Raw genomic sequence first — 23173 nt, forward strand, 5'->3', positions numbered from 1 at the left:
AGCAATGGAAGAATTGAATACTTTGTTCCAGGCATTAAGCCAAGAAATGTATAATGCTACAGGTGGAGCAGCAGATCCTAATCAACAAGCTAATCCTAATCAAGGAGGTGCACAACAACCAAACAACGATGGTGATGTAACTGATGTTGATTTTGAAGAAGTGAAATAATTACTATTTCTATATAGTATAAAAAGGGATGACCGCATTGGTCATCCCTTTTTTATTTAGGTTTTTATTTACTATTTTCACCTTCGTTTTATAATTTTAATTTAACTAATCACAAACATGAAAAAGACTTTATTCCTACTCTTATTAATGTGCTTATCATCTTTCGGATATTCACAAACAACTAAAGAACTACTCATCACATTTATAGACAAAGGAGGTGAAAAACAATGGACAGACGGCGCCGTAATTAAAGTTAGCAAAGTAAATAACCCTAATGAAGAGATACTAATGCGCGGAGAAAGTAGCAATTTTATGACTATAGATCTTGAGCCGGTGGAATATCTATTTCAGATTTTAGAAACTCCTCAGGGGTGGATACTAGATGAGCAAGGTCAAATACATGGAGCGCACCAGCAATTAAACCCTAGAGAGTTTATCGTTAATGGTGCTAATATTGAATCGTATGTATACATTCCTATAATAGCCAACAAAAAGGAATTACTAATTACATTTATTGATAAAGAATGGGTGAAACAACAGACAGACGGTGCAATAATAAGAGTTAGTAAGGTAAATAATCCAAACGAAGAGACATTCATATATGGAAGCGGAAGTGCTGCTATGACAATTGACCTTGAGCCAACAGACTATTTATTTCAGATTTTAGAGACCCCTCAAGGGTGGATACTAGATGAGCAAGCTCAAATACAGGGAGCGCACCAACAATTAAACCCTAGAGAGTTTATCGTTAATGGAGCTAATATAGACTCATACGTGTATATCCCAGTAATAGAAATGAATAACATTAGATCTTTAAAAATTACCGATGAGGTTGAAAGAATAGATTACATAAAGATTTTTGATACCCGAGGCGTATTAATCAAAGAGACTAAAGACATTAATTATAGTACAAATGACCTCCCTTCGGGATATTATATTATAGTTACAAAAACAGATAAAGGCATATCTTCTCAGAAAATCATAAAATAAAAATTCAACAAAAAAGAAAGCCCTAACTCAATCGAAATGATTAGTTAGGGCTTTCTTTTTATAAGGTTTATCCAATTTTATGGATTCTGAGTTAATTCACTTGGATAAGCATTAATTTCTGCTTGTGGTATAAAATGAACAACACGTAGATCGCTTGCAGGAATAGCTGTCATAGCATCATGAGGTCCCGGATAATTGCGAACCATATCCTGTCCATTACGATATACATCATAAGTACGATGAGCCTCAAAGCCTAACTCTAGCTGACGTTCTTCATCTATCAGTTGAGCAGCATTAGTTGCATTCAACGATTTATACTCTCCGCCAACAATAGCTCTACCTCGTATCTTATTCAGATATATAAGTGCCTGTCCATAATTTCCTTTCTTTGCAGATGCTTCCGCAGCATTTAAATACAATTCAGCCAAACGTGAAACTATAGGTGAGTGCAAATGCGATTCATTATCCTGTAGAGAACATTTGGTAACATAGAACATCGGGAATACACGATTCAATAACATTAAATAATCTTTCTCTCCTATGTATGTTTTTCCATTATAAACAATTGAGTATTGATTCTCTTCTGCATTTACTACAGTTAAAGGATATACTTGATCTCCAATTTTAATGTATAAAGAATTATCCTCATTATATCTTAATGTTTCCTGAACATAAGTATAACCGGTTTGTACACCCGATGCATTTTTAAGATCTGCTATAAAACGGAATGCAGGAGTTTTCTGTCCAGCCTCATCCTCTATATATTGCGGATCAATAAATGCCCAGCGTGCATCTTTTCCCAGTCCTGCTTTACGTAATAAGTCCAAATATTTTGCACTTGCATACATTTCACCCCAACCTTGTCCTTGAATAGTGGCATACATACCACCAATGGTATTATAATAATCGTCACCCGAAAATTCAGAAGAAAGTCTCTTTATCGCAAATATGGTCTCAGTTTGACTACTTCCATCAGGAGGAAAAATGTTATACTTCATAAAATTAACTCGATCTAACAAAGCATAACGTCCCGACTGAATAACCTTCTCTGCATATTCAATAGAAAGATTAGCATATTCTGTATTAGGATTCTCATAAGTACCGCTCATATATAGGTAGATTCTAGAAAGCATTGCTTGTGCTGCTTCTTTTGTAGCATAAGTAGCTCTCTTCTCCACAGTCATCAGACTTTCCGCTTTTTTCAAGTCACTTATTGCTTGCGCGTAAGTATCTTTTACGGTAGCTCTATCTGGTAGTTGCAGATTACTTACATCATCAGGTGTTCCGTCTAATAAGATGGGAACTCCCAAATTAGTTTCGGGTGATTGGTAATATGGACGACCAAAAACACGACACAGATAGAAATAACACATTCCACGGAGGTAATACATTTCCCCTATTTTTTGCTTTCTTTCTTTTGTGCTGGTTTCTTCGTCTGACATATTTATTAGATCACTAGCTTGAGATATTACTTTATAACTAGTATTCCAAAAGGTCGTTAATCTATAATTATCTTTTATATGCTGATATGAAATAAATGGATAAAAAGCATCCGTACTAGTACCTCTGATCATTATATTATCGGATGGGTACTCACCTACTCTATGCATTACATCAGCCCATCCTTTAAGATGTCCATAACATCCATTTAATAATATCTGAAATGCTGCCTCTTTATCTGCCTCTATTTGTTCCTTTGTATATGCATTATCCGGCAACCGTTCTAAATCACAAGAAGTGAAAATCAAAGTGCATATGACAGTAAATATTATATGTTTTAGTTTCATAAGTCTAAATTATTAAAGTGTAAGATTTACTCCGAATACAAATCTGCGTGTTTGAGGATATACTGATGTTGCAACTCCCGTTATCGTTGATGACTCATAACGATTATCATAACGAGGAGGTATCTCAGGATCTACTCCGGAAAAGTGAGTAATTGTGAATAAATTTTCACCTGAAACAAACAACTTCAAGTTAGAAACATAAGGGATTTTACCTGTAAGATTATAGCCAATCGTAAGATTTCTCATTTTCAAATAAGTACCAGTTTCAAGAAAGCGAGATGATGCCTTATTGGAGTTACTTGAATTACTATATTTAGCTAATGGGTGAGTAGCTATATCTCCCTCTTTTTCCCAACGACTCCAGCCACTATGAAGATTCATCTGATTTCTATCGGTATATGCACCATCCGAATCAAACTCTGCACGGGCATAATTATATATTTGACCTCCTACCGAATAATTAAATATTGCAGCTAAATCAAAATTTTTATAAACTAAGTTTGTAGCAAATCCCCCGAAAAAGTCAGGAGTATATTTACCAATAGGAACTTGATTAGCTTCGCTATATTTACTTGTAGTCACACGATTTCCGTCTTTATCAGTTTTAAGCCATAAAGGATTTCCATTTGCAGGATCTACACCAGCCCATTCAGCCAAATACCAAGTATCGGCATCTCTGCCCGGTGTGATTAGCTTTGAAGCTGATCCAGCAATACCACTTCCATCGCCTTTTATTATTTCCTTCTTCTGTCCATATAACTTAGTTACTTTATTTCTGTTCAATCCGATATTAGCATCTACAGTCCATAACAAGTCTTTATTCTTTATAACATCAACACTTATTGTTGCCTCAAAACCTTTGTTTTGTAATTCTCCCTCATTTCTCCAAATGCTGGTTACTCCAATAACGCCAGGTAATGGAACATCATATAAAAGATCTGATGTTTTCTTATAATAATAGTCTAATGAAATATTTACTCTATTATATAGAGAAACATCTACTCCAACACCTGTTACAAATGATTTTTCCCAACCTAAATCGGCATTTGCCAATTGAGATATTACAGCTCCCGGCTCTCCATTATAACTTAATGGTTTTTGATTTTTTCCCGAGTCCGTAGTAAGAGCATATAAAGCCAAATGAGGATATAAGGCAGTAGGACGATTACCTACTGAACCATAACTAGCTCTTAATTTCAGATTGTTTATTTGTTGAACCTTAAAGAATTTTTCTTTATGAATATTCCATCCACCACTTATCGAAAAGAATGTACCATATCTAGTATTAGCCCCAAAGTTAGAAGCTCCGTCGTGACGAAGTGAAAATTGAGCCAAATACGTATCATCATATGAATAATTTATATTAGAAAGATACGACTGAACTGCCCAAGCCGAACGCCAACTAATTGCTTTTTCTGCTTTAGAAGCTACGCTACCTACTTCAAAGCCTGGAGCAAATCCAGTAGACATACTTTCGGTGTTCTTAGACTTAAATTCATTCCACTCATAACCCGCTACTGCATTGATATAATGCTTACCCATAGCCTTATTAATACGTATCAATTGATTCGTATATAATCTGTTATAAGAACGCATACTTTCAGTGATACGACCATTTACCGATTCTCCTGAAGATGAACGAGGATCAGTATATTCTGTGCCAGTTTTATTGAAAAATTTGTAGCTATTAATCGAAGCAAAAGTCATCCAATCAGTAATCTTAACATCAAAATCCATATTACTCATTACTTCATAAGCTTCAGACTTGCTATAGTTCCATTGCAAATCGTACATATAGTTAGATCCTGTAGTATTTACCCAAGTAGGATTGGGTGCATTTCCAACAAGAGAACCATCTTCGTTATAAGGGCTATCCCAAGGTAAATTACCATACATCGCACTTACCGAGTGTTGTTGATCATATATGTCTTTTCGTGATCCCATAATCTGTGGTCTGATTGTTAATCGATCCGAAACCTTATACTCAACTTTCACTAAAGCATTGTATCTTGTATAGTCATATCCTTTTATAGCACCTGTTTCATCAAAAAGACCAAGAGATACAAATGATCTTAGTTTTTCATTACCTCCACTTATCGACACATTATAGTCTTGCGCAAAACCTGTTTGCGTTGCGTTATCCCACCAATCGAAATTTCTATTTCTTAGGTTCTTGTCTTGCCACCACCAAGTATTCGAGAAGTTTTCTTTATTAGGGAAAGTAGTATACAAATCATAAAGTTCTGCTCCGTTCATTATACTAAATCGCCCTGAATTAAGATCAGTAGCAGCAAATTTCGCTGATACATTTACTTGGGTTTTACCCATTTTCGCCTTTTTGGTAGTTACTAAAATAACTCCATTGGCTCCCTGAGAACCATATACAGCCGTAGAAGCAGCATCTTTTAACACTGTCAAAGTTTCTATATCAACGGGGTTAATATCACTGGCACTACTACCCATGATTACACCGTCAACAACCCAAAGGGGATCGTTACTTCCGTTAATCGTACTTTTACCGCGAATTATTATTTTTCCGGCTTCTCCAGGCTGTCCCGAACCAGGACTAACATATACACCGGGAGATTTTCCGGTAAGTAGATTTTCAACAGCAGGTGTAGTTGCATCCAATAGTTGTTGACTATCTAACGTTTGTAAAGCACCCGTAAGGCTCTCACGTCTGATTGTATTATAACCAACTACAACAACTTCACTTAAAGCTCTTGCATCTTCCTCTAGAGTGGCATTTACCACCGAACGTGAGTTTACTGCAACCTCTTGTGTTTTATACCCTAAAAAAGAGAAGATTAGTACTGCATTATTTGCATCCTGAACGGATAATTTATAACTCCCATCATAATCGGAAACGGTTCCAATTACCGATCCTTTTACTTTAACACTAACTCCAATCATGGGTTCTTTTTGCCCATCGATAATGGTACCTGTAATTGTAGTCTGCGCTAATATGCTTCCCGTTGAGAGGAAAAGCATTAACACCCAAAAAGAGACTTTACTAAAGTAGCTCTTTGCTAAGTTTGTTTTTCTAATCATGTTTTTCATTAAAAGATAGTTTAATAATAAAAAAGATTGTGCGTTATGGATTTTGTTGTTGTTTTAGCAAAAACAGAACTACAAATATAGTAAACAAGCTATATTTTTTCAATAAATTTACGTTAAATAAGACAGCAAGGTTAAGAAGGTTAAAACAAATACAAAAACTATATAATGCACACTCATAAATATTAAGCAAATACATCATCGAAAATATCACTTTGATATACTAAATAACATATTGTTTTTAGTATTTTTGTAGTACTATAAGAATACTATAATGGAAATAATACAAGCCAACACAAGTCATATATCCACAATACAGAACATTGCACTTAAAGCATGGGAAATAACCTATGCAGACATTCTCTCTCAAGAGCAGATGAACTATATGATTGATATGATGTATAGTACCGAGGCTCTAAAAAAACAGATGACAGAGCTAAATCAGTTTTTCTTATTAATCAAAACTGATCCTTTATCAAATATCCTAGGATTCATATCCTATGAGTTTAATTACCAAAATCAACCTAAAACTAAGATACATAAGCTTTACCTTTTACCCGAATCCAAAGGAAAAGGAATGGGTCGAATCTTAATTGACAAAGTTGCGACATTAGCTCAAACAGAGGGAAACAGTTACCTATCTCTCAATATGAATCGAGACAATAAGTCCATAGGATTTTATAAGCAAATGGGGTTTGAAATTGTAGGAGAAGAAGACAATGATATTGGAAGTGGCTATTTAATGGAAGATTATATCTTTGAGAAGAAAATATAGAATGCAAAAACAAGAGCAACAAGGTATTATATCTAGATTCATCGAACACCTAAGCTTCAATAATTCCATGAACAAAGAACAAGGTTTTGACCTGAAAAAATATATAAATAATGAAAAATAACATTTGCGTTTTATTTGATATGGATGGTGTAATGATTGACACCGAACCTCAATACGATGTATTCTGGAAACATGCAGGGGATAGATACAATACTGGAATAGTAAATTTTGAGAAAGTAATAAAGGGAACTACTCTTCCCAATATCCTAAAAAAATATTTCTCACATTTAACACAAGAAGAGTTAAATACTTTATCTGAGAATCTCGACAAATTTGAAGCTAATATGAACTTCGAAGAAATACCGGGTTCTGTTAAATTCGTTGAAGAATTAAAAGCTAAAGGAATAAAAGTAGGATTAGTAACCAGTTCAACCGACACTAAACTAATCGCTGTAAATAAAGCCAAACAATTTGACAAGCTATTCGACACTATTGTATCAGCAGCTCGTGTAACCGAAGGAAAACCAAATCCGAGATGTTTTCTTTTGGCTGCAGAAGATCTAGGGGTAGATCCTAAGGATTGTATTGTATTTGAAGATTCGTTTGCAGGTATAGAGGCTGGCAAAGCTGCAGGCATGAAGGTTATTGGTTTATCAACAACTAACCCTGCTAACTTACTGGAAGACAAATGCAGTAAAGTAATACCCGATTTTAAGAACTTTTCTGTTAACGATTTATTCACAATATAAATTTCAGTAATAAAAGCTAGAGGCTTCAAATTAATGAAACTTTATATAAAACAGAAGAAGCGTTTAATCTAGATTAAACGCTTCTTCTGTTTTATATTGCAATACGATACTCAACCACCAGAAAAACGGATTATCACCTAATTACAAATATTATATTCATATAGGCATCAAAATTAGCATTCCGAAGTACAGTATAATCCATCACCCCATTAGCATCAATGCTATTTATTGTCAATAAGGTAGGGTCATAATAAGTTACATAATAATACAAATCGGTAGCTGCAGCAAAACTAGGTATTGATGCTGGTCCTCCCGCACTAATGCTCATAGGTGTACTGAATTGATCTTTATATATCTTATATAAGTCTAACTGGGCATTACCAGGAACTGTTGTTTTGATATTTATAGAAGGCATATATAAGAACTTTCGGTTAAAAAGAGTCAGACAAGTCCAGGCTGGGGCTATTTCTGAACCTAAATTTTGAGATATGCAATTCTTATCGGTATCATATACTAACAGACTATTAGCAGGATTTGCAATTGCATTTTTCTCACTAGTTGTCATAGTAGGCAAAAGCAATCCCTTGTCATTATTGGGTGCATTAACGTCAAGTGCAGCACTTCGATGTGGGGTTTCGGTATTTATCCCTATTTGAGAATATACAGATAAATTAAGCCAGAGTAAAAAGAATACTAAATATAATTGTGTCATAAATAGATCAGCGTGAAATCATTCAAAATTTTATTGTTGTAATACCGAATTTAACAATCTGGTTCGAACCATACGGTTGGTCATAATACTGCAATCTAAAATTCTCACCGAATAGTTTAGTGCCTTCAATGGTGTATTATCAGCTTTATAGGGTGTCACAACGATTGTATATGTTCCTACTGCAGAAAAGACGTGAGATTGTTTATAAATAGTAGTACCTAGAGCCACGGGCTGCTCAATAGTAGGGCTGCCATCTCCAAAATCCCATATTAATTTGACAGCATTTTCGGCTGGCGTACCCGACATGGTTATTTCAACTGTATAAGTCGCCTCATTTCCCATACAGGCAAATGATTGCCCTTGTACATCTGCGACAAAAAAAGCTGACATAAAATTAGGTAACCCAAAAGCAGCATCATTAATTAAATAGTTGGGAAAAAAGCGTACATCTGCCGAGGCATAATCTTCCTCGGGATTCATCACGACTACCATATCTTTATGATTTACTCTTACTCCATATAGTCGACCATCAGCAGCAAGCTGCAAACTCGATACATATACAGTATCGGCAGGTATATATGTTGCTTCTTTTGTTGTATTTCTCAAGTCATTCCACGTTATTTGTTGCAGGGGTGTCCGGCTATTAGTTGGGGAATAATTTGATCCGGTAATAAACACATTTTTTCCGGAAGGAGAAAAATCAAAATTATACCAATCCCAGTGTAAAGTAGACGGGTTTCGAACCCGTACATCAGAAGGAACTCCTGTTTGGGGATTAAATAGACCACTTAAAATGCTCGCACGTGGTTTACCTCCAGGCACTGCCGATATGAATTTAGTTCCATCGGAGGATGTTTTAAGATAGCCGGAAAAGGCATTAAAAAAAACACTTCCCGGAGGCTGTACTGCAAATGTATAGATCTTATGATTCTCTATTCCGGTAGGGGTAACTTCCCAAACGTGAATAACACACCCAGCAGTATCTGAGAGAGAAAGCCTACGGTGAATCAACCAAAAATTGGGGCTATTCCTCTTACGAGTTGCAGTAATATTTTCGTCTGTAGGCCCCGCTAATATTTGTACATTTTTAGTACTTGTTACAGCTCCATTTCCCCCATTAAGAGACATATCGACTATAGAATAAGTTATTCCGGCAGCTCCTTCATTATTCATTACAGATACAGCATAATATAAACTATTGCTCTCCGGTACAGGCAATATAATTCCCGATTGAGTTGAAGATGATCCTCCTAACATACCCGTTCCATTTGCCATTACTGCATTAAGGGGATTGTAAATAGTAACCCCATCTCCTGACATTAAAAGATTTCCTTCGGAATCGGAGATTGTAAACGATCCTTCTCCTGTATTTAGAGGACCTTTTACAGGGGTAGGCATATCCGGTGTCGCAAGCCCTGCTGATGAAGTTACCGTTTGTAAATTATTGAAATTTAATCCGGAGTTAATTCCGAAATACCACCAGTTTGCTTCTTTCTGAGCATATGAACTCGAAACGCAAACAATAAGTAGCATTGATATTATAATAGATTTCATGAGTTTTATTTTGTTACGAATACAACATTCATAAAAGAATCATAGTTTGCCTCTTCTACTATAGTATAGGATACTTTACCATCGGTGGATATGCTATTGATCTGTATTACCTGATTATCATAATAGGTGATATAATAATATAAATCGGTTGCTGATGGAAAATAAGGGATCGTGTTGGGTGCTCCTGCACTCTTAAAGAATGTCGTCTGATCGGCTCCTGTAAATTGATTCTTGTATTCAGTATATAAATCTACAGTAAAACTTCCTTCTGTTGAAGCATCAATTGCTATGGATGGCATGTAAAAAAAAGACGATTGATTGTCTTTAGCAGACAATGGAACCCACGATGGTGCGGCAGCTGTTCCTGCATTTTGATAAATACCATTAAGGTTTGTATCATAAACTAATAGACCTGAGGCAGGACTAGATATAGATAACCGCTGAGAGCTTGTCATTCGAGGAATTAGTACTCCTTGAGTAGTAGAAACAATATCTAATGCAGTACTGGCATTAGGGGTAGTGGTATTTATTCCAACTTGAGCATGACTGATGTCTATAGTCAAAAGGTGGAATAGTAATAGTAATAAAAATTTACTCGTCATCTTAATATATATAATTAATCATTCTATACAAAAGCTTCAAAACCGCAACTTTATGTAAGTTGCATAGATACAAGATTTAGTTTAATCTTTAATGTCATATACTTCAACAAACATCAAGATACTTTCTGAACACTATAGTAATCTATTTATTAAAAAAGATGGGTAATAATTATGGTATAAAATACAAAAGAGGAGGACATCTCTAGAATGCATGAAACTACAATCTGCATTTATCGAAAAATGAAATTACTTTATTTACAATGAAAAAAGTAGATGAAAAGACATTATTTGGACACAAAACTTTTGACCGTTTTCTCACAATCTTATCTTACAAAACCTAATTAACACTTCAATATTTTAACTCACCTCTCATACTTTATGACACAAAGATATAACTATTCTATTAAAAAACTACCACATCAAAATAGTCCAAACTCTTCATATTCTCTCTTATTAACTAAAAAACATCCTTTTAGAGTATCTAATATAGAAATTAAAAGAGATATTAACCATTTTAACAGCTCTTGCTTTGTAATAATTGTCAGATTATTCAGTTTTTATAGAATAAAGAAACTTTGAAAATGGGAATAGAAAAAGAACTTTTAGAAATAGCTCAACGAATTAGGGCTTTGTCGCAAACAGGCTTAGTATACTCTGATAATGAATACAATACCGAACGATATGAAGAGCTTGTTCATCTAAGCAATTCTATGACAGCGCTTATTACTAACAATAAAGTGTCGACTATAGAAGGTTGTTTTCGGGTAGAGGACGATTATGTAACTCCTAAAGTAGATATAAGAGCAGTAGTATTTAATGACAAAGACGAAATACTACTCGTACAGGAGAGAGCCGATGGAGCATGGGCAATACCCGGTGGATGGGCTGATGTAGGATATTCTCCTAAAGAAATAGCAGTAAAGGAAGTAAAAGAGGAAACCGGGCTGAATGTTAAACCAATTCGGTTATTAGCAGTGTTGGATAAAAAATGCCATAATCACCCTCCTGCACCGCATTATGCTTATAAGATATTTATACTTTGTGAACTGATTGATGGAGAATTTACCTCAGCTTTCGACATTTTAGATAAAGGCTTTTTCAAACAAGCCGAACTTCCTCCTCTTTCGGAAGAGAGAATACTGAAAAGTCAGATTAATCTGATGTTTGAATACAAAAATAATCCTGACAAAGATGCTATTGTTGATTAAAGCTTCAGCCCTATCTATATACTTTGGATAGGAGAATATATGCAGCCAGCTCGCCTATTAATTATTGCATTGCAGCAATAATTATTTCTTTTGCCCCTTTTGCCTGAGGTATATTAAAGAGAGGGAAAAGATGTACCATATTCTCATATTCGTGATAAGAAAGATTTACCCCTTTTTCTAAGCAAATTTCCTTAAATTTATGGCAGTCCGGATATAAAAGATCAAGTGTACCCACAATCAAGGTCATAGGAGAAGCATCTGTATATTCGCCATATATAGGGCTAACCAGAGGATTCTGTAAATCGCCCATAGAATATACTTGCCCTGCATATTTAAGACCTTCACAATCGAGGCTTGGATCAATAGGTTGAAGCCTCTCTATTTCGGGATTTGTCATTGAAACATCCATCCAAGGGCTGATCATAATCATGTGCTCCGGTTTCCGAAGATTATGCTTAGCAATTAATTGAGACAATCCCAAAACGAGACTTGCGCCTGCTGAATCTCCAACAACAAATAACCGTCCTTTATTTGAGGAAATCTCTTTGTATAAGTTTAGAATAAAGTCGTAAATCTCTATATAGTCTGACTTAGGAATTAACGGATAATCGGGTATTACAATCTTATAGCCTAAGTTATCAGCAAAATAGGTGATAATCTCCCAATGAATAAGTGACAGTCCACAAGCAAAACCTCCACCATGCAAATAGTAAATAGTATCTGTTGCTACTTGATCTTTCACTGATAGTGTATAGATTTTCGAACCATCTACAATAACTGTTTCTATATCGTATTTATTAAAAAGGCGATTGGGAGGCGAAACACTATCGTAGAAAGCCCCACCTTTATACATATCTGTTTCGAGATTAGCTATTAATTGTTTTGTTCCTAATTTCCATAAGGCAGCTTCAAGAGCATCACTAGTCATATCTATATTTATTTATTGAACTGCAAAAATAACAAAAGTCCGACAATAAATATTTACTGCCGGACTTCTCTCCTATTTTATTCTTATTAAATTCGATTATACTTTGCTTACTGAATTTAGTTTTTCAAGAGCTTCTTTTCTTAAATTAATATCTACTGATTTAAGAATATCCAACTGACTTGCTTTAGATACACTTGCAATAGGTGCAGTTACAGACGGACGTGCCAGTAACCAAGCCAAAGCAATTTGAGCAGGTGTTGCATTATATTCTTTTGCCACTTCATGTAAAGCGGTCAGAATATTCTGTCCTCTATCATTGATATAATTTTTCAATTGTTCTTTTCTATTACTATGTGCAATATCTTCAATTGAGTTATACTTACCTGTCAAAAAACCACTTGCCAATGAATAATAACTAACTACACCTAGATGATATTCTTTTGCCAAATCTTCATACTTTGTCTCATATTGATTTCGGTCATACAAGTTATACTCAGGTTGCAGACATACATATTCAGGGAAATTATTCTTTCGGCTCACCTCTATTGATTCGCGAATACGGGCAGGAGTCATATTAGAGGTTGCAATATAGCGTACTTTACCCTCTTTTACCAATTGAGCATAAGCTTCCAAAGTTTCTTCAAGAGGCGTTGACAGATCATCATAATGGGTGAAATACAAATCGATATGATCCGTTTGAAGTCTTTTCAAAGATTCCTCAACTTCACTCAATATATATGCTTTCTTTAATCCTCTGTGAGTCTCCGAAATTTGAGCACCTACCTTGGTGGCAATTGTAAATTGCTTTCTTTTACCTGATTTTTTCAGCCACTTACCAATAATAGTTTCAGACTCTCCTCCTTTATTTCCGGGAACCCATGCCGAATATATATCTGCCGTATCGATAAAATCAAAGCCTGCATCAGCATATTTATCTAATATATTGAACGATTCTTTTTCATCAGCTGTCCATCCGAAAACATTACCACCTAGAGCAAATGGTACAACTTCTAAATCTGATTTTCCTATTTTTCTCTTTAATCCCATAATATCTATATTTTTAAAGCATTATATAATATTAAAAATCAACTAATTTTAAAGAACATCACGCCAATGCTTTAAATTACTCTTGGCGGTATCCCACACCTCATCTACTCGTCCTGACAATATCAATTTTGTCATAGACTTCGCAAAGCCTGTCATTTGAGACAATTCCAATTTAGGAGGCATTGCCAACGCATTTGGATCTGTTTGCACCGAAATCAAAACAGGACCTGCAAAAGCAAATGCTTCTTTTAAAGTTTCTTCTACTTTAGAAGGCTCATTTACTCTGAACGATTGCATTCCCATAGCGGTAGCTATTGCCGCAAAATCGGGATTGAACATATCTGTTTCATAATCGGGTAAACCAGCAACTTCCATTTCGAGTTTTACCATTCCTAACGATCTGTTGTCAAAAACCACCAATTTGATAGGTAGTTTATATTGAACAATTGTAGCCAAATCGCCCATCATCATAGAAAGACCTCCATCTCCGCAAAAAGCTATCACCTGCTGATCGGGGCGAGCAAAAGCAGCACCTATTGCCATAGGCATTGCATTGGCCATAGAGCCGTGACTGAATGAGCCCAACATTTCGCGTTCGCCTGTAGCCTGCAAATAACGAGCACCCCATACGCAACACATACCTGTGTCTACTGTAAAAATAGCATCTTTGTTTGCAAGCTTATCGATTACCGTTGCCAGATACTCGGGAGCAATTGTATCTTCACTGCCCGATCTGTCGGCAGCCATCGCCAAATGTTCTTTTACTTTGGCATATACTTTAAGCTGAGTTTTCAAAAAATCGTCATTCGATTTTTCGTTAATCAAAGGAAGTAAAGCTTCCAAAGTATCTTTTACATTACCGCCCAAAGCCACATCTACTTTTGCACGACGACCAATACGTTCGGGACGTACATCTACTTGGACTATCTTACATTTTTCGGGCATAAAGGTTTGGTAAGGAAAATCTGTCCCTAATAAAATCAACAGATCTGCATCGTGCATAGCAGCGTATGCTGAAGGTAAGCCTAACAAACCGGTCATACCTACTTCGTAAGGGTTATCGTATTGAACTGCCATTTTACCCCTAAAACTATATCCCACCGGAGATTTAGTAAGCGAAGCCAATTGTACTACTTCATCATGAGCACCCTTTGCTCCTATTCCACAATATATAGTTACTTTTTCTGTCGAATTTATCAATTCAGCCAAAGCTTTCAGTTCCGAATTATGAGGACGATATATTCCTTTTGATGGTAAAAGATTAACTGTCGTTGGACTTTCGGCTGCATTACCTGCGGCAATATCTCCAGGTAAACCCAAAACAGCAACTTCTTTTTTATGAACCGTATGCTGCAATGCAGCCTGTAACATACGAGAAAACTGAACGGGTGTTGTAGCTATTTGATTATATCCGCTACAATCGTCAAATAGTTTTATAGTATTTGTTTCCTGAAAATAAGACATTCCGAACTCCGATGTTGCACATGTAGAAGCTATTGCCAACACCGAGGCATTACTTCTATGAGCATCATATAGTCCATTTATCAAATGCACATGCCCCGGACCACTACTTCCGGCACAACATCCAATACCATTTAATTCTGCTTCTGCCAGAGCTGCATAAGCACCTACTTCTTCATGACGAACATGTACCCACTTTACTGTATCATGGGTTCTTACTGCATCATTTACTTCGTTAAGGCTATCTCCTGTTACTGCATAAATATGCTTGATACCTGCTTCGTAAATCGTTTCGATTAATTGGTCTGCTACTTTCTTTGCCATAGTTTCTATTTAAAATTTGTATCCACTATAATCTATTATAAACACTCAAAAGTAAGTTTCGGATAGTTAGTAAGCGACGATTTTAACTTTATTAACAAATCAAAGGAAAGCTTTCTTTATTAAAGAATATTACAAAATAGTTCGCTATTCTTTTAATTCAGAAATTTAGAATTTCAAAGGAATTATTATCTTTGTGAGTATTAGCTCCTTGTCTAAGAGTAAGTTTTTGACTATAAATTTAACGAAATAAATACATTAGCGACATGGCAATTAATTTAACAAAAGGACAAAGAATCGAGATCGGTTTATCTAAAGTAGGTGTTGGACTAGGATGGGATCCTAACGAAAGTACCGGATTTGATTTCGATTTGGATGCATCAGCCTTCATGGTAGGTGATAACAAAAAGCTTCCATCTGACGATTTCTTCGTATTCTATAATAATCCAAAATCACCGGATGGTGCAGTTGAGTCTTCTGGTGATGACTTAACAGGTGGTAATAGCGATGGTGATGATGAAACTATTACTGTAGATTTGACTAAGGTTGATCCTAAAATACAAGAAATAGTTTTCACTGTAACGATTCACGATTACGAAACACGTAAACAAAATTTTGGACAAGTTCGTAACTCGTTTATCCGCATATATAATGCTCAAACAAATGAAGAAATTGCCAAATACGAATTGGATGAAGATTTCTCTATTGAAACAGCTGTAGAATTTGGCCGCTTATACAAACGTAATGGCGAATGGAAATTCGAAGCAATGGGTATCGGATACAAAGGTGGTCTTGAATATTTCGTTAATAAATTTGTTTAAGGTCACAGACCTATATAAATATTTCTACAATTTAAATTAAACAAGAAATAACGATATGGCTATAAATTTAGAAAAAGGACAACGTACAGAGGTAAAGTTACCCAGATTTGTTGTAGGTCTTGGATGGGACACAAATTCTTCGAGCACAGGTGGCGATTTTGACTTGGATTGCTCTGTTTTTGTCCTTGGCGACAATAAAAAGATTCTCACTGATGATTTTTTCATTTTCTATAATAACCTAAAATCGCCAGACGGGTCGGTAGAACATACAGGAGATAACTTGACTGGTGCAGGTGATGGCGATGATGAATCAGTAAAAATAGACCTTTCTAAAATAGATTCAAAAGCAACCGAGATCTGTTTCGTTGTAACGATTCATGACGCAGAGAACCGCAAACAAAACTTTGGTCAAGTACGCAACTCTTTTGTGAGAATCTACAATCCTGAAAATAACGAAGAGCTTTTAAAATACGAATTGGAAGAAGACTTTTCGATAGAAACAGCCGTAGAATTTGGTCGTTTATATAAACGCAATGGCGAATGGAAGTTCGAAGCTGTGGGTGTAGGTCAAAAAGGTGGTCTAGCAGATTATCTACAAAAATATAACTAATACTAAATCACAAACCTATCTTGTCTCATACTGATACATAGGGATGTCATTAAATAATTAAATCCACATTAATAAAATACTACTATGGCAATTAATTTACAGAAAGGTCAGCGTATAAACCTAGAGAAAAGTTCAGGCGCAAAACTTGTACAGTTTTGTGTGGGCGTAAACTGGGGTGCTATTGAATATCAAGCCGAAGAAGGCGGTTTTCTTGGTTTTGGAAAAAAAACAGTAACTAAAACTAAGGATGTAGACTTAGATTTAAGTTGTGCTATGTATGATGAAAATGGTAACTTAGTAGACCACCTATATTCTCCATTATACAGACCCGAACTTCTTGCACAATTTGGTTTAAATGCAGGTAAATTAGTTTCAATTACAGGAGCTATGCGTCACACTGGAGATGATCTGGAAGGTGATAAAGGTGGTGATGACGGTCTTGATAATGAGATTATCACTGTCGATCTTTCTAAATTAGGAACTAACATTCACCGTATTTTCTTCTTTTTGAACAGTGTAGGTGAAGAAGATTTCTCACAAGTTCCTTACGCTAAAATCAGAATGTACGAAGGTACTCCTGCTAAAGTAGACAGCGTATATGCTGAATATAATGTGGTTTCTGAACCTCAATACAGAGGGAAGAAAGCTCTTATCATGGGAGAACTTTACAAGAAAGGTGATGATTGGAAATTTAATGCGATTGGTGATGCATTCGAAGATGTATTCCTTGGACAAACTATCCAACGCATCTCTCAAAACTATGCTAAATAATTTTTAAGCATAATATATTTTTATCCTTTTTGCTTTTGTGTATCTTTATCAAGATTACATTTTAGCAAAAAGGATTTTTAAGGTTTAAGACCTTTTTATTAATTTGCCAAATCATAAAATTTTGATTGACATATTTTAGAATTATACAAGCGTGTAATTTCTTGCTAAAACAATAAAATAGGTCTGTGACCTTAAAACATTACTGATATTTTAAATAATAAACATAATATGGATACTACTAATAATAACATCCCGACGCCCTCTCTTCAGAGAATAGACAATCAAGGAAATATAAATCTGGAGAAACTAGGTCAAAACGAAATCAGCAGATTGTCTGAGCTAAATAAAAGCTTAGTAGTAACAGATGTAAACTCAGTTCTAAATTATGGAGCCGATTTACAATCGACCATGGAAAAATACAGTAATGATTTTCTAAGCTCGGTCAGAACATTCAACTCTGGAGAAGTTGGTACACATATCAGTGATCTTCTTACCGAACTTAACTATATAGATGTAGATGAATTAAATCAAAGTGGATTCAAAGCCTTTTTGAGCAAGATTCCTTTATTGAAAAATATGGTTGTCAACGTAAAAAGAATATTCCAGAAATACGACACTGTTATTTCTAATGTTGACAAAATATCAAATAAAATTAAAGCAGGTCGTATCAATTCTTTGAAAGACAATACTGCTTTACAAACAATGTTCGACAACAATGTTGAGTACATTAAACAAATAGAACAGCTTATTATTGCAGGACAACTTAAATTCCAAGAGCTACAAGTAAAATTGGCTGAGATGGAAGGCAACCCTGCAAACTATAAAGATTACGAGATTTCGGATCTTAGAGAATACATCATGCGTCTCGACAAACGCCTTGCCGATATGAAAATTATCCGCTACGTAATGATGCAATCGCTAGCTCAAATACGTGTCGTACAAAACAACAATACCGCTATTGCAGACAAAGCTCAATCTATTATTTCGACAACAATACCTGTTTGGAAAAATCAGTTGACTATTGCAGTCGCTTTATACCGACAAAAAGCAAATGTGGAAATGCAACGCAAGGTTGCCGAAACCACTAACACTATATTAGAAAAGAATGCCGAACTGCTTCGTCAAAATAGTATTGAAGTAGCTCGCGAAAACGAAAATACGGTAGTATCTATCGATACATTGAAGAAAACAACTCAATCGCTTATCAGCACATTAGACGAGGTGAAGAAAATACACGAAGAAGGTATGCGTAACCGACAAGTGTTAGATAAAGAATTGCAAACATTAGAAACTGAACTTAGAAAAAACGTTCAGGGAGTTCGTTAATAAGGTCTGAGACCTTGATTCATCCTTTAACAGGTATATTGCCAAAATAATTATAGAGGAAATATACCTGATAAAAGTTGAAAGTACCCCATTTTAAATGACCGATTACAGAACCGAAATATTAGATGCTTCGGATAAAATAATTCAGAGATTATACGACCTCATTACTTTTTTTGAGGATCCTGTAATCATGAAAATTTATCTGCAAAGTCAGGTCATTCATAAACTCTTTGAAGAGAACCCCGACATTGATATTAATAAGCTCGAATTATATCATATACAGTTTACATCCACGCTTATAGACCTTCTCGAGAAAATCAGAAAGAAGAATGAACGTGTTGTAAATATGATGGAAAATGAGATAGAGCTTAATTCTGACATGATTGCAAAATTAAAACAAGCAATTACTCAAGAAGGAGGATTTGAGGCTGAAAAGTTACAACAGGCTCAACGCATCACCCGATCTATCTACAATCTGCATAAAGCATTATCATCTCAATCGTCAGAATACCCTTACACTGACAACATTAATGCTTTTAGTCTTAAATATTACAAGGATTATTTCTTTGATGCTGATCCTCAATTGTTGACTTCATTGACAGCATATAATCATTCGGATGCTTATAGAAATACATTCGGTGCTATTGACAAAAAACTATTGACCGATCTTGTCAAGAAGAGCTATAAGGTTCAATTCTGTTTTGGGATAAGGATCAATAATACATTGATGGAAATTTATAAGATTTGGGGTGAAGAAAGTTATTTTTCTTTTCAACCAACTAAGAATAATTTTCTGCCTTGTGATATAAATGTATTCCCTTACAAAGAGTGGGAAAGTGAGTCATCCAAGAAAGAACGATCTATAAAGGAGTTGATGCAGAAAAACCGTCAGCTAGAAAAAGATATAAAGTTCAATCTGCGACATATAGATTCTGACATTTCATTACTTCTGGATGAAAACCTGAAAAGGATAACCGAACTCGATTTTCTGGCAGACTTAGAGAATATAGATATTCAAGCTAATACGCTAAGAACGATGATCGAAACAAAAATGATATAACGATATAATATGAGACGACTTCCTGTATATCTGCTTTTGGACACCTCAGCCTCAATGAAAGGTGAGCCTATTGAAGCCTTAATAAAAGGAATCGATACTATGATAAGGGCTCTGCGACAAAATCCGCAGGCAATAGAAAGCGTATACATAAGTATCATCACATTCAGTAATACAGCACAAGTACTAATTCCATTGACCGATTTGGGATCATTTCAGATGACCGAACTGAAAGCTACGGGACAAACCGCACTTGGTGCTGCTCTTAGATTGGTTACAGATAGAATAAATTCGGAAATCAAAAGAAATACGATGAAAGAAAAAGGTGACTGGAAACCTATTGTATTTATTATGACCGATGGTGTTCCAATTGACGACTGGAAGAAAGGAGCCGCTTATTTTGCAACCTGCAAAACAGCATACACCGTTGCTTGTGCAGCAGGAAGTCAGGCTGATACTTCCGTATTGAAGCAGATAACTCCGCATGTTATCAGCCTCGAAAAGGCAGATGAGGATAGCATGTCTCGCTTCTTTTTATGGATGTCATCTTCTATCGGAACAACCTCTGTGAGGGTCGAAAGTAACGGAGATACTCTCGAACTATCTAGTCTGGACGAATTACCTCCACCCCCACCCGATATAAATATTCTTTGAGCTCTCAGCTCTTTTTGTTGCTTTGGCAACTATAGAAGCCTGAGTTAGCTATCTTAAAAAAACTATTGCATTAAATAGTTGAAATTACTTGAAACAAACATAAAACCTAAATAGCATGAGAAGATTACCCGTTTACTTAGTTTTAGATACATCTGGATCGATGCATGGAGAGCCTATTGAAGCTCTAAAAAACGGTGTACAGGTTCTTATATCAACCTTACGTCAAGACCCATACGCATTAGAAACTGCATACTTGAGTATCATCACTTTTGATTCTTCTGTAAAACAGGTTGTGCCTTTAACCGAGTTATCGATGTTTCAGATGCCAGACCTCAAAGCAAATGGAACAACTGCTCTTGGAGAAGCTTTGAGCGTATTGGCAAAAACGGTAGATAGTGAGGTTCAAAAAACAACAGTTAAGGACAAAGGAGATTGGAAGCCATTGATTTTTTTAATGACAGATGGTGCTCCTACTGATGATTGGCAAAAGGGATTGAACGAATTCAAAAAACATAAATATGGTATGGTTATCGCCTGTGCAGCAGGACAGAATGCCAATACCTCTATATTAAAACAAATTACAGAAACAGTAGTACAATTGGATAATGCCGATAGTGGAACCATTAAAGCATTCTTCAAATGGGTATCAGCATCCATAAGTCTTGGAAGCCAGAAAATTGAATCAGGTGGACAAGAAATTTCAGGATTGAGCGAGCTTCCGCCACCTCCACCCGAAGTAAATATTGTACTATAAATTATTCATTAAAGGTCTAAGCCCTTAAGATATAAGAAATGTTATGAGAAGATTACCAGTATATTTATTATTAGATACGTCGGGATCGATGAAAGGCGAGCCCATCGAGTCCGTAAAAGTAGGATTAGAATCTATGGTTTCGAGCCTTAGACAAGATCCGTTTGCTCTTGAATCGGTTTTCATAAGTATTATTACTTTCGATAGAGAAGTAAAACAGATACTACCTCTTACTGAACTCGAAAACCTGCAATTACCCGAAATAGTTACTCCCGAATCGGGACCCACTCATTTAGGGGAAGCTTTAGAAGTATTATGCAAAAAGGTCGACTTGGAAGTAAAACTAAGTACCTCTGACGAAAAAGGAGACTGGATGCCTTTGCTCTTCATTATGACTGACGGTAAACCTTCTGATCTACAAAAATATAATCAGATGATACCCGAAGTTAAGAAACGTAACTTTGCAAGTATCATAGCATGTGCAGCAGGTGTAAAAGCTGATACTAAACCATTATTAGCTCTCACTAATCAAGTATATTCTTTGGATACTACTGACAGTTCAACATTTCGTCAATTCTTCAAGTGGGTATCGGCATCAGTAAGCGTAGGGAACAGAAGTGTAGGTACAAGCAATGATATTGCACTACCTCCTCCCCCTCCCGAAATTCATACAGTTATTTAAGGTTATATCCTTTTTAATATTGAAGATTCTATTCACAACACACCTATGAGACGACTACCTATATACTTTTTAATTGATGTTTCTGAATCTATGATTGGGGAACCGCTTCAACATGTACAATCGGGAATGGAAGCCATCATAAAAGAACTTCGTACCGACCCTTATGCACTCGAAACTGTTTGTGTCTCCATTATAGCTTTTGCTGGTAAAGCTAAAAAGCTAAATTCGATGGAGGAATTATATAATTTCTACCCTCCCAAGTTACCTATTGGCGGAGGTACCTCTTTAGGTAATGCGATGAACTTCCTGATGAATGACATCGACGTTTCTGTAAAGAGAACAACATTGGAAGCCAAAGGAGACTGGAAACCCATAATCTTTCTATTTACCGATGGAGCCCCAACTGATTTAACTGATGCTGCTTTTAGCAGATGGGGTGAAAAGTATCGCAAAGGAGCAAATATGATCGCTATTTCTATTGGCGACAATATGGATACAAGCATATTAACCCAAATAACAGATAATGTACTTAAACTGAAAGATACTGATGAGGTATCATTTAAGGCTTTCTTTAAATGGGTAACAGCTTCTATAAAAACAACAAGCATGAGCATTAGCGACTTGAGTAGCGATGATTTGAAACTAGCACCTTTCTCAGAAGATATACTCAGCAAGATAGAAATGGAAATGAGCGCTCCAATAAAAGTGGATGAAAATTTCGCGGTCATTCTAGGGAAATGCCAAACAACCTCTCAACCCTATCTCTTGAAATATCAAAAACGAATAGGCTCTAACGATTTCTCTCATTTCACAAGAGTAGGAGGTCATAAATTCAAATTTGTAGGAGCCTACCCTATTGACAATTCGTACTTCGATATGGTAGACGGATACGCTAACGGCAACTTAAGTGGAAGCAAAATAAACACCGATGAACTTGTAGGATTTCCATCCTGCCCTTGTTGCAGCAACCAGATTGCCATTGGCCTTTGCATGTGTGGAAGCATTATGTGCGTAGGTGACGAGCCTATGAGCCATTGCCCTTGGTGCGGCATTCAAGTGTCGTTTAAAGGCTCGAACGGAGGTATGGATATAGGACGTACACGAGGATAAGAAATCCTTAACATGATTCCACTGGAAAATG

General features: G+C 35.8%; 21 protein-coding genes. 13 read left to right on the forward strand and 8 right to left on the reverse strand.

Annotated elements, in window-relative coordinates; genetic code table 11:
• Window positions 1-286 precede the first annotated feature (286 nt).
• Window positions 287-1159: a T9SS type A sorting domain-containing protein gene (locus HGC4_RS04190; RefSeq protein ID WP_082204066.1), complete on the forward strand. Its 873-nt coding sequence runs from the start codon at window positions 287-289 to the stop codon at window positions 1157-1159.
• A gap of 77 nt (window positions 1160-1236) precedes the next feature.
• Here HGC4_RS04190 and HGC4_RS04195 read toward each other — a convergent pair whose 3' ends face one another.
• Window positions 1237-2946 (reverse strand): RagB/SusD family nutrient uptake outer membrane protein, encoded by a 1710-nt coding sequence (locus HGC4_RS04195; RefSeq protein WP_050708873.1) that lies wholly within the window; start codon window positions 2944-2946, stop codon window positions 1237-1239.
• A 12-nt stretch (window positions 2947-2958) separates the two neighbouring features.
• Entirely contained in the window at window positions 2959-6006 is a 3048-nt protein-coding gene (locus HGC4_RS04200) for a SusC/RagA family TonB-linked outer membrane protein (protein ID WP_082204067.1), read from the reverse strand.
• A gap of 271 nt (window positions 6007-6277) precedes the next feature.
• Here HGC4_RS04200 and HGC4_RS04205 point away from each other — a divergent pair, with 271 nt between their 5' ends.
• Complete coding sequence (locus HGC4_RS04205) at window positions 6278-6778, forward strand: GNAT family N-acetyltransferase (protein ID WP_050708874.1); 501 nt, start codon at window positions 6278-6280, stop codon at window positions 6776-6778.
• Window positions 6779-6888: 110 nt separating this feature from the next.
• Window positions 6889-7527 carry an HAD family hydrolase gene (locus tag HGC4_RS04210; protein ID WP_050708875.1) on the forward strand — a complete coding sequence of 213 codons (639 nt, stop codon included), beginning with the start codon at window positions 6889-6891 and terminating at the stop codon, window positions 7525-7527.
• 133 nt (window positions 7528-7660) lie between these two features.
• Here HGC4_RS04210 and HGC4_RS04215 read toward each other — a convergent pair whose 3' ends face one another.
• Genes HGC4_RS04215 through HGC4_RS04225 form a run of 3 tightly spaced genes read right to left on the reverse strand, consistent with a single transcriptional unit; the run spans window position 7661 to window position 10395 of the window.
• Complete coding sequence (locus tag HGC4_RS04215) at window positions 7661-8239, reverse strand: hypothetical protein (protein WP_050708876.1); 579 nt, start codon at window positions 8237-8239, stop codon at window positions 7661-7663.
• Window positions 8240-8269: 30 nt separating this feature from the next.
• On the reverse strand, window positions 8270-9793 hold the full coding sequence (locus HGC4_RS04220) for a PKD domain-containing protein (RefSeq protein ID WP_050708877.1): 1524 nt from the start codon (window positions 9791-9793) through the stop codon (window positions 8270-8272).
• Between the two features lie 5 nt (window positions 9794-9798).
• Window positions 9799-10395 carry a hypothetical protein gene (locus tag HGC4_RS04225; RefSeq protein WP_050708878.1) on the reverse strand — a complete coding sequence of 199 codons (597 nt, stop codon included), beginning with the start codon at window positions 10393-10395 and terminating at the stop codon, window positions 9799-9801.
• Between the two features lie 581 nt (window positions 10396-10976).
• Between HGC4_RS04225 and HGC4_RS04230 the strand changes: the two genes are divergently transcribed.
• Entirely contained in the window at window positions 10977-11603 is a 627-nt protein-coding gene (locus tag HGC4_RS04230; RefSeq protein ID WP_050708879.1) for an NUDIX hydrolase, read from the forward strand.
• A 61-nt stretch (window positions 11604-11664) separates the two neighbouring features.
• Here HGC4_RS04230 and HGC4_RS04235 read toward each other — a convergent pair whose 3' ends face one another.
• The 3 genes from HGC4_RS04235 to HGC4_RS04245 form a co-directional block, all read right to left on the reverse strand.
• The gene (locus HGC4_RS04235) at window positions 11665-12531 is read right to left on the reverse strand and encodes an alpha/beta hydrolase fold domain-containing protein (protein WP_050708880.1); all 867 of its coding nucleotides are present in this window, start codon (window positions 12529-12531) and stop codon (window positions 11665-11667) included.
• Window positions 12532-12627: 96 nt separating this feature from the next.
• Entirely contained in the window at window positions 12628-13578 is a 951-nt protein-coding gene (locus tag HGC4_RS04240; protein ID WP_050708881.1) for an aldo/keto reductase, read from the reverse strand.
• 48 nt (window positions 13579-13626) lie between these two features.
• Window positions 13627-15363: a thiamine pyrophosphate-dependent enzyme gene (locus HGC4_RS04245; RefSeq protein ID WP_050708882.1), complete on the reverse strand. Its 1737-nt coding sequence runs from the start codon at window positions 15361-15363 to the stop codon at window positions 13627-13629.
• Between the two features lie 263 nt (window positions 15364-15626).
• On the opposite strand from HGC4_RS04245, the gene HGC4_RS04250 reads away from it, so the two are divergent.
• The 9 genes from HGC4_RS04250 (at window position 15627) to HGC4_RS04290 (ending at window position 23142) form a co-directional block, all read left to right on the forward strand.
• On the forward strand, window positions 15627-16181 hold the full coding sequence (locus tag HGC4_RS04250) for a TerD family protein (protein WP_050708883.1): 555 nt from the start codon (window positions 15627-15629) through the stop codon (window positions 16179-16181).
• Between the two features lie 55 nt (window positions 16182-16236).
• Window positions 16237-16791 (forward strand): TerD family protein, encoded by a 555-nt coding sequence (locus tag HGC4_RS04255; RefSeq protein WP_050708884.1) that lies wholly within the window; start codon window positions 16237-16239, stop codon window positions 16789-16791.
• An 84-nt stretch (window positions 16792-16875) separates the two neighbouring features.
• Complete coding sequence (locus HGC4_RS04260) at window positions 16876-17562, forward strand: TerD family protein (protein ID WP_050708885.1); 687 nt, start codon at window positions 16876-16878, stop codon at window positions 17560-17562.
• A 228-nt stretch (window positions 17563-17790) separates the two neighbouring features.
• Complete coding sequence (locus HGC4_RS04265; RefSeq protein ID WP_050708886.1) at window positions 17791-18888, forward strand: toxic anion resistance protein; 1098 nt, start codon at window positions 17791-17793, stop codon at window positions 18886-18888.
• 97 nt (window positions 18889-18985) lie between these two features.
• On the forward strand, window positions 18986-19948 hold the full coding sequence (locus HGC4_RS04270) for a hypothetical protein (RefSeq protein ID WP_050708887.1): 963 nt from the start codon (window positions 18986-18988) through the stop codon (window positions 19946-19948).
• A gap of 9 nt (window positions 19949-19957) precedes the next feature.
• Window positions 19958-20599 (forward strand): vWA domain-containing protein, encoded by a 642-nt coding sequence (locus HGC4_RS04275; RefSeq protein ID WP_050708888.1) that lies wholly within the window; start codon window positions 19958-19960, stop codon window positions 20597-20599.
• A gap of 115 nt (window positions 20600-20714) precedes the next feature.
• On the forward strand, window positions 20715-21353 hold the full coding sequence (locus tag HGC4_RS04280; RefSeq protein WP_050708889.1) for a vWA domain-containing protein: 639 nt from the start codon (window positions 20715-20717) through the stop codon (window positions 21351-21353).
• Window positions 21354-21396: 43 nt separating this feature from the next.
• Window positions 21397-22032, forward strand: a complete 636-nt coding sequence (locus tag HGC4_RS04285; RefSeq protein WP_050708890.1) for a vWA domain-containing protein — start codon at window positions 21397-21399, stop codon at window positions 22030-22032.
• Between the two features lie 45 nt (window positions 22033-22077).
• The gene (locus tag HGC4_RS04290) at window positions 22078-23142 is read left to right on the forward strand and encodes a TerY-C metal binding domain-containing protein (RefSeq protein WP_050708891.1); all 1065 of its coding nucleotides are present in this window, start codon (window positions 22078-22080) and stop codon (window positions 23140-23142) included.
• Window positions 23143-23173 lie beyond the last annotated feature (31 nt).

This window comes from Dysgonomonas sp. HGC4 (assembly GCF_001261715.1).
Taxonomy (GTDB): Bacteria; Bacteroidota; Bacteroidia; order Bacteroidales; family Dysgonomonadaceae; genus Dysgonomonas_A.